The organism is Lysobacter ciconiae (assembly GCF_015209725.1).
Classification (GTDB): Bacteria; Pseudomonadota; Gammaproteobacteria; order Xanthomonadales; family Xanthomonadaceae; genus Novilysobacter; species Novilysobacter ciconiae.
On sequence record NZ_CP063656.1, the window covers coordinates 517,573 to 529,871 of the forward strand.

Here is a 12,299-nt window from a genome sequence, read left to right on the forward strand (position 1 = left end):
GATCAAACGCTGCATGTTGGTGTTGTGTCTGGGCGTGGGCGGCGTTGCCGTTGCGCAGGAGCCGGTGGACCTGGACATGGTCAGCCGCATCCGTCAGGAAGCGTTCCATCGCTCGCAGGTGATGGCCACCCTGAGTCATCTGACCGAGTCGATCGGGCCGCGCCTGGCCAACTCGCCGCAGATGGCCGAGGCCAATGCCTGGACGCGCGGGAAGTTCAACGAGTGGGGTCTGGCCAACGTCCACGACGACGCTTTCGACGACTTCGGCCGCGGCTGGGAATTCAGCACGGCCAGCGTGGAGATGCTCGGCGACCGCGCGCAGCAGCTGCACGCCCTGCCCAAGGCCTGGACCCCGGGCACCAACGGCCCGGTGGAAGGCGAGCTGGTGCAGGTCGAGATCAAGAAGCTGGCCGACCTGGAGAAGTACCGCGGCAAGCTCGGCGGCAAGGTCCTGCTGGTGGGCGAGGCGCGCGACTACAAGCGCGGCACCGAGCCGGACTCGCACCGCCACGACGCTACGTCGCTGGAAGGGCTGCAGCAGTTCACCGTGCCCAAGACCGCGGCTGCCGACCGTGCCGAGCGGATCAAGAAGTACAGCGAGCGGCAGGAACTGGCCAAGGCGGTCAACAGTTTCTTCGTCGAGGAAGGCGCGCTGGCGGCGATCAGCATCAGCGGCTGGGACAACGGCATCATCCGCGTGGCCGGCGGCGGTTCGCGCAAGGCCGGCGAGCCGGTCGGCATCCCGGAGCTGGCGATGATCGCCGAGCACTTCAACCCGCTGGTGCGCGCGCTCAAGGCCGAGCAGACCGTGCGCCTGCGCGTGAACGTCGACGCCCGTTTCACCGATGAGACCAACCAGCCCGGCTACAACACCATTGCCGAGATCCCCGGACGCGGCCGCAAGGCTGGCGAGATCGTCATGCTCGGCGCGCACATGGACTCCTGGCACACCGGCACCGGCGCGGCCGACAACGCCGCCGGCGTGGCGGTGATGATGGAGGCCATGCGCATCCTCAAGGCGGTGGGCGCGAGGCCCGAGCGCACCATCCGGGTGGCGCTGTGGAGCGGCGAGGAGCAGGGACTGATCGGCTCGCAGGACTACGTCGCGCGCAACTTCGCGGCCTATCCCGAGCCCACCGACCCGGCGCAGAAGGCGCTGCCCGCTTCACTGCGCGAGCCGACCGGCGCGCTGCAGAAGAAGCGCGACTACGACCGTTTCTCGGCCTACTTCAACATGGACAACGGCAGCGGGCGTTTCCGCGGCATCTACGCCCAGGAGAACCTGGCGGCGGTGCCGATCTTCGAGGCCTGGCTCAAGCCGTTCCACGATGTCGGCGCTACCAACGTGGCCACCCGCAACACCGGCAGCACCGACCACATCGCGTTCGACGCCGTGGGGCTGCCCGGCTTCCAGTTCATCCAGGACCGGCTCGACTACTTCAGCAACGTCCACCACAGCCACCTGGACACCTGGGACCACATCCAGCCCGAGGACCTGAAGCAGGCTGCGGCGATCGTGGCGTCGTTTGCCTGGCACGCGGCGACGCGCGACGAACCGCTGCCGCGCAAGCCGTTGCTGGAAAACGATTGAACCAACCACCTGCCCGGGACCCGCATCCATCGCGGGTCCCGGCGCTCAGCCGCGCTTGCGGCCGCCGAAGCGGCCCCTCAGTCCTGGCAGGTTGGCGGCAAAGATGATCACCAGCGCCAACGCGGTTTCCAGCAGCGCGAAGGCCAGCTCCGGTGGCCGGGTCCAGGCGACCATGATCCCGTGGCTGAACCACGCCAGCGCCAGCACCGAGCCCCAGTAGCCGGCCGTGCGCGCGCCGGCCAGCCTGGCCACGCCCAGCAGCAGCGGCGGGGCGGCGAACACCAGCAGCGCCACGATGTCGCGGGTCGGCCAATCGCGCGCCGGCCAGAACCAGACGCAGAACAAGACTCCCAGCGCGAGCAGGGCGGCAGCCAGCGTCCAGTCGGTGGCCGTCCGCATTCCCGGCCGGCTCACGCCAGCTTCCCTGCGATCGTCGCCATCCGGCGGCCCAGCGCGCGGGCCAGATGCGCCTCGTCCTCGCTCGGTCGCGGATCGTCCTCCGCGCCGCCGACGTGGCTGGCGCCGTACGGCGTGCCGCCGGTGCGCGTCGTGCTCAGGCGCGGCTCGGTGAACGGGATGCCGACGATCACGCAGCCGTGGTGGAGCAGCGGCACCATCATCGTCAGCAGCGTGGACTCCTGGCCGCCGTGCATGGTCGATGAGGAAGTGAACACCGCGGCCGGCTTGTCCACCAGCAAGCCGCTGGCCCACTGCGCGCCCAGCCCGTCGAACCAGTGCTTCATCGGCGCGGCCATGTTGCCGAACCGGGTCGGGCTGCCGACCACGAGGCCGACGCACTCTTCCAGGTCGCGCGTGTCCACGTACGGCGCACCGTCCTCCGGGACGGGAGGCGCGGCCGTGGTGGTCACCGCCGCCACCGGCGGCACGCAGCGCAGGCGCGCGGTCATGCCCTCCACCTCGCCGATGCCGCGGGCGATCTGCCGGGCGAGCTGCGCCACTGCGCCGTTGCGGCTGTAGTACAGCACCAGGATGTCGGCCATCGTGTTGTCGGATCCCCGAAGTGGAAGCCGCCAAGGATAGAGGATGCGGCCGACCCGTCGGCTGCCGGCGTGATCCGTCCCGCGTGGGTTAACCTCCACACGATGGAGCCACTGGACTCGATCAACCAATGGGGTGAACGCATACGGGACCGGGCGAGGGTGCGCGCGTTCCTGCGTTTCCTCGGCCGGCGGGTGCTCGACGACGACCTTTTCCAGGCCGCCGGCGCGCTGTCCTACACCACCGTGTTCGCCCTGGTGCCGCTGTCGATGGTGGTGTTCGGCGTGCTGTCCGCCTTCCCGGTATTCGCGGTCTGGACCGAGCGCCTGAGCGACTACATCTTCTCCAACTTCGTCCCCTCCGCGGCGCGCTCGGTGGAGGAATACCTGCTGCAGTTTTCCGGCAATTCCGGGCAGTTGACCAGCGCCGGCATCGTGGTGCTGGTGGTGTCACTGCTGATCACGCTCAATGGGGTGGAAACCGCGTTCAACCGCATCTGGCGGGTCAAGGCGGCGCGACCGCAGTTCAGCCGGTTCCTCGTCTATTGGACCGTGCTGACCCTGGGCGCGATCCTGGCCGCTGCCAGCTTGGCGATGTCGGCGCGGATCTTCGCCCTGGCGGTGTTCGAGACCAGCGCCGGGCACATCCTGCAGAACATGATGCTGCGCTTTGCGCCGATGTCGCTGGAGCTGCTCGCCTTCGCGGCGATCTACCGCGTCGTGCCGCACCGTACGGTGCAGTGGCGTCACGCACTGGCCGGCGGCCTGCTGGCGACCTGCGCGTTCGAGCTGGTGCGCTGGGGGCTGGGCGTCTACCTGGGCACCTTCACCAGCTACTCGCGCATCTACGGGACGCTGGCTTTCGTGCCGATCTTCATGATGTGGATTTTCCTCAGCTGGGTGGCGGTGCTGATGGGCGCCTCGCTGGCGTCCTCGATGGCCGCCTTCCGCTACCAGCCGGTGGCGATGCGCCTGCCGGAGGGCTACGAGATGTACGGGCTGCTGCGTTTGCTGGGCCGGTTCAACGAGGCACGCGAGCACGGCCGCGGCCTGCACATCGACGACATCCTCACCATGGAGCCGATCATGACCGACGCCTTGGCCCAGGAAACGCTGGAGCAATTGCGCGAGATCCACGTCGTCCATCGCGCCGAGGACGGCCAGTGGCTGCTGTCGCGGGATCTGGACGCGCTTTCGCTGGGAGAGCTCTACGAGGCCTGCCAGCTGCGCATTCCCATCGCCGAGGCACGCATACCGTGCAGCGACGATCCGCTGGGCCGCTCCGCCGTGGCCGCGCTGGACGAACTGCGTCTGCCCCTGCGCGAGATGCTCAAGCGTCGCGTGTCGACCATCCATGCCGAGGAGACTTCCTGATGCGTATCGCTGCAGCCGCCGTACTGGCCGTACTTTTGCTGGGCTGCCAGCCTGCCGATCGTGACGCCGCGGCCGACCGGTCCGTCGGGACGCCGGCCGCAGGCGCCGGACAAGCCGATCCGTCGCTCGCCCCGGCCGCGGGCGAAGCGGAGAAAATCGCTCCGGGCGGGAGCGGGAAAGACCTGCGTCCAACGCTGGTGGTCAGCACCCTGGACGGAAGCCAATACGACCTCGCCGCGCACCGCGGCAAGTGGGTCCTGGTGAACTTCTGGGCGACCTGGTGCAACCCGTGCCTGAAGGAGATGCCGGAGCTGTCGGCCCTGGCGGCGATGCGCGAGGACATCGAGGTGGTCGGGCTGGCCTACGAGGACATCGAGCCGGCCGAGATGAAAGCCTTCCTTCTCAAGCACCCGGTCACCTACCCGATCGCGATCCTCGACACCGCCAATCCGCCGGCGGATTTCGACGAACCGCGCGGGCTGCCGATGACCTGGCTGATCGCGCCCGACGGGCGGGTCGAGCGCAAGATGATGGGCCCGGTCACCGCCGCGGAGATCGAGGAGATGATTGCCGCGGCAACGGGCGGTTCGACGAATGTCGCGCCCAATGGGCGCGCCGGCGCTGGCTGAGCGCGCGCGCTAACCCGTGCCGTGCTGCTCCGCCATCGCCAGCACGGCAGCAACGAAGTCGTCCGCGAACCCGTCCATATCGAACAGGCTGGCCGAGCCGCGTCGCTGCGCCAACTCGCCGCGCAACGCCTGCAGCAGAGCCGGATCGCGGCCCAGCTCGATCGCGCGCTGGATGAATTCCTCATCGCTGGCGACATTCATCTGCGGCATCCCCAGATGGTGATTGAGGCTGCCGGCGACGCGGGCGGCGAAGGTCTGGCCGGGCCGGGTCAGCACCGGGCAACCGGCCCACAGCGCGTCCGAGGCGGTGGTGTGGGCGTTGTAGGGGTTCGTGTCCAGGAACAAGTCGGCGTGCTGGAGCCGCGCGAGGTAGCGATCGTGTGGCTGTTTGGGCATGAACACCAGGCGTGACGGCTCCACGCCCGCCGCCGCGGCGGCATCGCGCAGCCGGTCGTCCGCGCGACCCGGGCCGGACAGCAGCCACAGCACGCTGCCGGGCACGCCGGCCAGCACCGCCACCGCACGCTGCATGCTCGCCGGATTCAGCTTGTAGCTGTTGTTGAAGCAGCAGAACACCACGGCTTTGCCCGGATCCGGCAGCCCGCATTCCGCACGTTCCGGCGGCGCCGCCAGCACCCGGCTGGTGTCGGACGGCTGGAAACAGCGCGGCAGGTAGTGCACCCGTTCGCTGAACCCTTGCGCCAACGAGGGCGGCAGGACAAAGCGATCGGCGAGGACGACGTCGATCCACGGTGCACCCGAGGTTCCCGGATAGGCGAGCCAGTTGACCTGCAGCGGCGCCGGGCGCATCGCCAGCACTTCCGGCCGCCCGCCGCCGCCCCAGCCGCGCAGGTCGAACAGCACGTCAATGCCCGCAGCGCGGATTGCCGCGGCCACCACCGCGTGGCTGTGGCCGGCGACGTCGTGCAGCCGGGTCGCCGCCTGCAGGCGCCGCCGGATCGGACTGCCGTCGTCCGCGTTCAACGCAAACAGGTGCACGTCGATGGCCTGCTGCGAAGCCAGCGCCTCGAACAGCGCCACGGTCAGCAAGCCGGTCGGATGGGCGCCGAATCCATTGGACAGGAAGCCCGCCCGCAGCGGCCGTTCGCCATCTTCAGCGCGCGGCGCCGGCGCCGGTGGCGGCAGCGGTCGTGCGGCGCGCGCAATGCCCGCGGCGCGCAGCCGGGCGCAGGCAAGCTGCTCGGCGGCCGTGCTGTCCTCGCTGAGGAAGGCGAACGGCTCCACGGCGGCCTGGCCGCGACGGACCGCCGCGCGCACCTGCGATGACAGAGCGTCCAGCTCGCGCCAGTCGCACAGCTTGCGCCGCCAGGCCAGCAGGTAGGCCGCCAGCTGCGGCTCGTCCGGCGCGAGCCGGTGCGCGCGCGCATACTGGTCGGACGCCTGCTCCGGCTGGCCGATGTCTTCCAGCACGTGCGCCAGCCACACGGCGATGCCCGGATGGCCCGGCGCGCGCTCGGCGGCGGTACCCAGGCTTTCGGCGGCGTCCTGATGCCGGCCCTGCATCCACTGCGCCCGGCCGAGGCGGGCGAGCGCCTCGGGGTGCCCGGGCAGCAGCGCCAGCGCGCGCCGGCTGGCGGCCTCGCCGGCAGCCGCATCGCCGGCGTCCAGTTCGGCCTCGGCGAGCAGGATCCAGGCCAGCGGGCTGCCCGGCTCACGCGTCACCGCCAGCCGGGCTTCGCTGCGCGGGTCGACCGGCCGCACGGCCGTCAGGTGCCCTTGGTCAGGCGCGCGAGCTCGTCGGCCTGGTGTTCCTGTTGCAGCCGCTCGACGAGCGCGTCCAGGTCGCCGGTGAGCACGTTGGGCAGGTCGTACAGGGTCAGGCCTTCGACCCGGTGGTCGGTGATGCGCCCCTGCGAGTAGTTGTAGGTGCGGATGCGCTGGCTGCGATCGCCGCTGCCGACCTGCAGCTTGCGGTCCTCGGCGATGGCCGCCGCGGCCTTGTTGGCCTGCTCCTCGGCCAGGGTCGCGCGCAGGCGCTTCATCGCCGTGTCGCGGTTGGCGTGCTGGCTGCGCTCGGTCTGGCTCTCGACCACGATGCCGCTGGGCAGGTGGGTGATGCGGATCGCCGAATCGGTCTTGTTGACGTGCTGGCCGCCGGCGCCGGAGGAGCGGAAGGTGTCCACGCGCAGGTCGGCCGGGTTGATCTCGATCGGCTCGCCTTCAGGCTCCACCGCGATGATGGCGACGGTAGCGGCCGAAGTGTGCACGCGGCCCTGGGATTCGGTCTCCGGGACGCGCTGCACGCGGTGGGTGCCGGACTCGAACTTCAGTTTGGAATACGCGCCGCGCCCCTCGACGCGCGCGATCAGCTCCTTGTAGCCGCCGTGCTCGCCTTCGTTGGCCGACTCGACCTCCACTCGCCAGCCCTGCCGTTCGGCGTAGCGCGAATACATGCGGAACAGGTCGCCGGCGAAAATCGCCGCCTCGTCGCCGCCGGTGCCGGCACGGACCTCCAGGTACAGGTCGCCCTCGTCGCGTGGATCGCGCGGCACCAGATGGGCGAGCAGTTCGATGTCCAGCCGGCGCAGGCGCTCGCTGGCCGCGGTGATTTCCTCCTCAGCCAGCTCGGACAGCTCGGGGTCGCCGCGCATCGCCAGCGCCGTCTCCAGGTCGGCTTGGGCAGCGGCCTCGTCGGCCAGCGCGGTCGCCACCGGCCCCAGCTGCGAGAACTCGCGCGACAGCTGGCGGAAGCGCTGGTTGTCGCCGATGACGTCCGGATCGGCGAGCAGGCGCTCCAGTTCTTCCCGGCGTTCGGCGAGGGCTTCGAGCTTGCGGCGCAGGCTGGGGGTCATCGGTCGTTCTCGGGTCCAGGCGGGTGGGTTGGGAAAAGTGGCGAAGCGGCGAGGAGAAGCGGGCGGGCGGCAACGAGGCCTGCGCCGATGGGTCCGTACGGTGTGCAACCGGCGGTCCGTGCAAGCGTGCCGCCAGCTACTTGCGGCGCTCGCGTATCGCCTTCCGCTCGGCCGCTTCAGGCTCCGCGGCCGGCATCAGGATCGGGCTGCCGGCGGCGGGAAAGAGCTTGTCGGCCGCCCGCGCCAGTTCGGCATTCCCGGTGATCGCCGCCTCGCGCAGCGCGATGGTGGGCGCGTGCAGCAGGCGGTTGGTCAGGGTGTGGGCGAGGAATTCGAGCACGGCGTCGGGATCCTCGCCGTTGGCCAGTTGCTGGCGGGCCTTGGCCAGCGCATCCAGTTTGGCCGCATCGCCGTGCGCGCGCAGCTGCTTCAGTGGTGCCGTGCGGCTTCGCGCCAGCAGGGTTTCCATGAAGCGCGCCACCTGGACCTCCACGATCGCCTCGGCCTCTGCCGCGGCTTCCTGGCGGCTGCGGCGGTTGTCCTCGATCGAGCGTTCCAGATCGTCCACCGTGTACAGGTACACGTCGCGCAGGGTGGCGACCTCCGGGTCGATGTCGCGCGGCACGGCCAGGTCCAGCAACAGCATCGGCCGATGGCGCCGCTGGGACAGCGCGGTAGCCACCTGGCCGCGATGCAGCACGGCGCCCCGGGCGGCGGTGGCCGACAGCACGATGTCGGCCTCACCCAGGTGGCGGTCGATTTCATCCAGCGGCACCGCGACCCCGCCATGCCGGCTGGCCAGTTCCTGGGCGTGGGCGAGGGTGCGATTGGCCACCAGCAGGCGCTTGACTCGCGCCTGGACCAGATGCCGCGCCGCCAGCTCGACCGTGTCGCCGGCGCCGATCAGCAACACGGTGGAGTCCTCGATCCGGGCGAAGGATTCCTGCGCCAGCCGCACCGCCGCCGAGGCGACCGAGACCGGATTGGCACCGATGCGGGTGTCGGTGCGGGCGCGCTTGGCGGTGGTGAAGGTGTGCTGGAACAGGCTGTCGAGCTGGCTGCCCAGGCTGCCGGCCGCGCGCGCGGTGGCCCAGGCGTCCTTGACCTGGCCAAGGATCTGCGGCTCGCCCAGCACCAGCGAATCCAGCCCGGTCGCGACCCGGAACAGGTGGCGGACCGCGCCGGCGTCGGCGTGCCGGTAGAGGTAGGCCTGCAGATCGTCCATCCCGGCCGGATGACGTGCCAGCCAGTTCGCCACCGCGTGCCCGCCATCGTCCACGACGGTGTAGATCTCGGTGCGGTTGCAGGTGGACAGCAGCGCGGCCTCGCGAACCCCGCCCAGCCCGCGCAGCGAATCGAGGGCGGCCGGAATCGTGTCGCTGGAGAACGCCACGCGCTCGCGCAGGCTCACCGGCGCGGTCTGATGGTTGATCCCGAGCACGAACAGGTTGGAGGTTGGACTGGTCACCGGACTCTTGCGGATTGGACTGCTGGTTCAGGCGCTTGCGATAAGCTGCGGGCTGCTGAAGGCCCATATTCTACCGGCCTCCCGGATCTCAGGGATTCTCCCCAATGCAAGCAGCGTCACGCCTGTTCATTTCCGCCCTCGTCCTCGTCCTGGCCAGCGCCGGATCGGTGATTGCCGCACCCGCGGCGAAAGGGCCGGTCGCCGATGCGGCAACCGACACGCTCGAGCCGTTGATGGCCGCCGAGTTCGCCCTCCAGGCCGGACGACTGGAGGAAGCCTCGCGCTGGTACCTGCAGGCGGCGCTCGCCGCCGACGACGAGGCGTTGACCGAGCGGGCGACGCGGATTGCCTTGCTGGCGCGCGACGATGAGAGCGCCGCGCGCCTGCTCGATCTGTGGCGTCGCCAGGGCGGTCAGAGCGTCAACTTCCTCGGCGCGGAGGCCAGCCTGGCCCTGCGCCGCGGCGACGAGCGCAAGGCGCAGCGTTATCTGGTCCAGTTGCTCGGCATGCCCGGCGACGAGGGTTGGCGGCAGGTGCTCGGGGTGATGATCGCCGGCGCCCGCGACCCGAGCCAGGCGGCCGGCGTGCTGGACACGCTGGTACGCCGCGGCAACATCCCGCCAAAGCTGCAGGCGTGGCTGGCGTTCGGCGGACTGGCCCAGCGCCTTGAGCAGCCCGAACTGGCCGAACGCATCGTCGCCGAGGTGGTCAAGCGCTTCCCCGGCGAGCCGCGCGTCGCCCTGCTGCGCGTCAGCCAGCTGCGTGAAGCCGGTCGCGTGGAGAAGGCACGCGAGGTCCTGGGCTCCATCGCCGATCGCGCCGGCGACGACAAGGAACTGCGTCTGGCCATTGCCTACGAGTACGACACGCTGGGCGATCTGGCCGCCGCCGAGGGCACCCTCGCGCGCGGCGAACAGGACGATCAGACCTACGGCCTCCGAGCCTCGCTGCTGGCCCGGGCCAAGGACAACGAGTCGCTGCTGGCCCTGTATGAGGAGCTGCGCGCGCGCGGGCAGGTGCCCGATCCGCGCCGCCGGCTGCTGCTGGGCCAGGTGGCCGAATTCCTGAAACGCTACGACGAGGCACTGGGCTGGTACCAGGGTGTCCCCGGCGGCGAGCAGCGCCTGCCGGCCCTGTTGCGCAGCACCAATGTGCTGCACGAGCTGGGGCGTGCCGACGAGGCCTTCGCCCAGTTGCACGAGATGCAGGCGGACGCCTCCGCCACCGATACCGCGCGGCGCGACGCCTATCTGCTGGAAGCGTCGCTGCACGAGCGCGACAAGGACGCCGCCGCGGAAAAGGATGCCTTCTCGCGCGGTCTGGCCGCATTCCCGGATGACCTGGAGATCCTCTACGCCCGTGCCCTGAGCTGGGAGCGCGGCGACGACGTCCCCCGCGCCGAGGCCGACCTGCGCCGGATCCTGGTCATTGATCCCGAATCCGTCGCAGCGCTGAACGCCCTGGGCTACACGCTTGCCGACCGCACCGACCGCTACCAGGAGGCCCTGGAGCTGATCAATCGCGCGCGCGCCGCCGAGCCCGACAACGCCGCCATTACGGACAGCTACGGCTGGGTGCTGTACCGGCTGGGCCGCACCGATGAGGCCCTGGTCGCGCTGCGCCAGGCCTTCGCCTTGCAGAAGGACGCCGAGATCGCCGCCCATCTGGCCGAAGTGCTGTGGAAGCTCGGTCGCCGTGACGAGGCGCGCAAGTACGTGGAAGAGGCCAAGCGCATCGACCCCGACAACCGCGCCCTGAAGCGGGTACTGGAAATGACCGCGCCATGAGGATCTCCATCGCCGTAGTAATGAGCTCGGTGGGCCTGCTGCTGGCCGGCTGCGCAGGCGCACCGCTGCGCCCGGCGATTCCGGCGACCGACGTGGCCGCCGCCGAAGCGGCCCAGCTGCAGCGTGAAAGCGTGCTGGCCCGAACGCCGGACTGGTCCCTGGCCGGCCGGGTTGCGGTATCCAATGCCGGCAAGGGCGGCAGCGGCCGCATCGAATGGCGCCAGGACGGCCCACAGTACCTGATCACCCTCAGCGCGCCGGTCACCCGCCAGGGCTGGCAGCTCGCCGGCGACGCCGACGCGGCCCGTCTGGAAGGGCTCGAGGGTGGCCCGCGTTCCGGGCCCGATGCGCGCCTGCTGCTGCTGGCTGCGACCGGCTGGGACATCCCGGTGGTGGCACTGGGCGACTGGGTCCGCGGCGCACGCGCCCCGGCCCTGGCGCCGGCACGCATCGAATACGGCACGGACGGCCTGCCACGCCGGATCGACCAGGACGGCTGGACGATCGAATACCGCTGGGCGCCCGACGCGGCCGCGGACGGCCAGACAGCGCTCCCCAGCCGCGTCGACGCATTCCGCGGCGAGGCCAAGGTCAAGTTGATCGTCGACGAGTGGCAGTCCGGCTCCGTCCCCGGTATGGCCCGATTGCCATGATTGCCGCGGTGCCCCCCAGCCCACACAGCCGCGCCGACGGCTGGAGCGCATGGCCGGCACCGGCCAAGCTGAACCTGTTCCTGCGCATCCCGGGCCGGCGCGCGGACGGTTACCACCTGCTGCAGACCGTGTTCCGCCTGCTCGACTGGGGCGACACGGTGCACCTGCGCGTGCGCGGCGACGGCCGCATCGCGCGTCACGGCAGCGCGCTGGCCGGTGTCGCCGAGGCCGACGACCTGACCGTGCGCGCGGCCACGCTGTTGCAGGCGGAATCGGCATCCGTGTCGGGATCGCCGCTCGGCGCCGACATCGCGATCGACAAGCGCATCCCCGTGGGCGGGGGCTTTGGCGGTGGCTCGTCGGATGCGGCAACGGTGCTGGTTGCGCTGGACACGCTGTGGGGCACCCGCCTGGGCGAGGAGCGGCTGGCGGCGTTGGCGCTGCAGCTCGGCGCGGACGTGCCGGTGTTCGTGCGCGGGCGCAACGCCTGGGCCGAGGGTGTCGGCGAGCAGCTGACCCCCATCGACCTGCCGCCGGCCTGGTACCTGCTGGTCAACCCCGGCGTGCACGTCGCCACCGCCGGACTCTTCCAGTCGCCTGAATTGACGCGCGATGCGCAGCCCGCGACAATAGCCGACTTCGTTTCGGGCCAACCGCTCGGGAACGCGTTCGAGCCGGTACTGCGCGGCCGCGAACCGGCCGTTGACGCCGTGTTTGCGGCCCTGTCGCAGGTCGGCACGCCGCACCTGACCGGGTCCGGCAGCGGGTGTTTCGTCGAGTTCGCCAGCCGCGAAGCCGCCGAATCCGCGCTGTCGGTGCTGCCATCGGGCCTGGACGCCTGGCTGGCGGCAGGTGTGGAGCACTCGCCCTTGCATGCCGTTGCCGGCAGGGCGGAACAAGTTACACAGGGGCGTCGCCAAGAGGCCTAAGGCACCAGGTTTTGATCCTGGCATTCGTAGGTTCGAATCCTACCGCCCCTGCCAATT

Annotated in this window: 11 protein-coding genes and 1 tRNA gene; 7 read left to right on the forward strand and 5 right to left on the reverse strand. The window is 70.6% G+C overall.

The features are described from left to right. Nucleotides 1–13 precede the first annotated feature (13 nt). Nucleotides 14–1,591 (forward strand): M20/M25/M40 family metallo-hydrolase, encoded by a 1,578-nt coding sequence (locus INQ41_RS02320; protein WP_193985899.1) that lies wholly within the window; start codon nt 14–16, stop codon nt 1,589–1,591. 45 nt (nt 1,592–1,636) lie between these two features. On the opposite strand, the gene INQ41_RS02325 is transcribed toward INQ41_RS02320, so the two are convergent. Both INQ41_RS02325 and wrbA read right to left on the reverse strand, forming a co-directional pair. Continuing rightward, the gene (locus INQ41_RS02325; protein ID WP_228076674.1) at nt 1,637–2,005 is read right to left on the reverse strand and encodes a DUF2069 domain-containing protein; all 369 of its coding nucleotides are present in this window, start codon (nt 2,003–2,005) and stop codon (nt 1,637–1,639) included. Next, nucleotides 2,002–2,592 (reverse strand): NAD(P)H:quinone oxidoreductase, encoded by a 591-nt coding sequence (gene wrbA, locus INQ41_RS02330; protein ID WP_193985900.1) that lies wholly within the window; start codon nt 2,590–2,592, stop codon nt 2,002–2,004. The genes INQ41_RS02325 and wrbA overlap by 4 nt, the downstream gene beginning before the upstream one ends. A gap of 102 nt (nt 2,593–2,694) precedes the next feature. Between wrbA and INQ41_RS02335 the strand changes: the two genes are divergently transcribed. Then, on the forward strand, nt 2,695–3,963 hold the full coding sequence (locus INQ41_RS02335; protein ID WP_193987166.1) for a YihY family inner membrane protein: 1,269 nt from the start codon (nt 2,695–2,697) through the stop codon (nt 3,961–3,963). Then, complete coding sequence (locus tag INQ41_RS02340; RefSeq protein ID WP_193985901.1) at nt 3,963–4,592, forward strand: TlpA family protein disulfide reductase; 630 nt, start codon at nt 3,963–3,965, stop codon at nt 4,590–4,592. The genes INQ41_RS02335 and INQ41_RS02340 overlap by 1 nt, the downstream gene beginning before the upstream one ends. 9 nt (nt 4,593–4,601) lie before the next feature. Here the strand turns inward: INQ41_RS02340 and INQ41_RS02345 are convergent, their stop codons facing one another. The 3 genes from INQ41_RS02345 to hemA all read right to left on the reverse strand — a co-directional run bounded on the left by INQ41_RS02345 (nt 4,602) and on the right by hemA (nt 8,852). After that, nucleotides 4,602–6,314, reverse strand: coding sequence for an O-linked N-acetylglucosamine transferase, SPINDLY family protein (locus INQ41_RS02345; protein ID WP_193985903.1), 1,713 nt, complete (start codon nt 6,312–6,314; stop codon nt 4,602–4,604). A 5-nt stretch (nt 6,315–6,319) separates the two neighbouring features. Further along, entirely contained in the window at nt 6,320–7,405 is a 1,086-nt protein-coding gene (gene prfA / locus INQ41_RS02350) for a peptide chain release factor 1 (protein ID WP_193985905.1), read from the reverse strand. Nucleotides 7,406–7,541: 136 nt separating this feature from the next. Beyond that, entirely contained in the window at nt 7,542–8,852 is a 1,311-nt protein-coding gene (hemA, locus tag INQ41_RS02355; RefSeq protein ID WP_193987167.1) for a glutamyl-tRNA reductase, read from the reverse strand. 125 nt (nt 8,853–8,977) lie between these two features. Between hemA and INQ41_RS02360 the strand changes: the two genes are divergently transcribed. From INQ41_RS02360 to INQ41_RS02375, 4 genes are all read left to right on the forward strand, one after another. Next, nucleotides 8,978–10,660 carry a tetratricopeptide repeat protein gene (locus INQ41_RS02360; protein ID WP_193985907.1) on the forward strand — a complete coding sequence of 561 codons (1,683 nt, stop codon included), beginning with the start codon at nt 8,978–8,980 and terminating at the stop codon, nt 10,658–10,660. Next, the gene (gene lolB, locus INQ41_RS02365; protein WP_228076675.1) at nt 10,657–11,313 is read left to right on the forward strand and encodes a lipoprotein insertase outer membrane protein LolB; all 657 of its coding nucleotides are present in this window, start codon (nt 10,657–10,659) and stop codon (nt 11,311–11,313) included. Before INQ41_RS02360 ends, lolB begins: the two co-directional genes overlap by 4 nt. A gap of 8 nt (nt 11,314–11,321) precedes the next feature. After that, nucleotides 11,322–12,242 carry a 4-(cytidine 5'-diphospho)-2-C-methyl-D-erythritol kinase gene (ispE, locus tag INQ41_RS02370; protein WP_228076676.1) on the forward strand — a complete coding sequence of 307 codons (921 nt, stop codon included), beginning with the start codon at nt 11,322–11,324 and terminating at the stop codon, nt 12,240–12,242. Continuing rightward, nucleotides 12,220–12,296 (forward strand) — tRNA-Gln (locus INQ41_RS02375). The genes ispE and INQ41_RS02375 overlap by 23 nt, the downstream gene beginning before the upstream one ends. Nucleotides 12,297–12,299 lie beyond the last annotated feature (3 nt).

What these genes read in the sequence shown, in the direction of transcription:
- INQ41_RS02320 (WP_193985899.1), top strand. Translation starts at nt 14, where the DNA reads ATGTTGGTGTTGTGTCTGGGCGTGGGCGGCGTTGCCGTTGCGCAGGAG.
- wrbA (WP_193985900.1), bottom strand. Translation starts at nt 2,592, where the DNA reads ATGGCCGACATCCTGGTGCTGTACTACAGCCGCAACGGCGCAGTGGCG.
- INQ41_RS02335 (WP_193987166.1), top strand. Translation starts at nt 2,695, where the DNA reads ATGGAGCCACTGGACTCGATCAACCAATGGGGTGAACGCATACGGGAC.
- INQ41_RS02340 (WP_193985901.1), top strand. Translation starts at nt 3,963, where the DNA reads ATGCGTATCGCTGCAGCCGCCGTACTGGCCGTACTTTTGCTGGGCTGC.
- prfA (WP_193985905.1), bottom strand. Translation starts at nt 7,405, where the DNA reads ATGACCCCCAGCCTGCGCCGCAAGCTCGAAGCCCTCGCCGAACGCCGG.
- INQ41_RS02360 (WP_193985907.1), top strand. Translation starts at nt 8,978, where the DNA reads ATGCAAGCAGCGTCACGCCTGTTCATTTCCGCCCTCGTCCTCGTCCTG.
- lolB (WP_228076675.1), top strand. Translation starts at nt 10,657, where the DNA reads ATGAGGATCTCCATCGCCGTAGTAATGAGCTCGGTGGGCCTGCTGCTG.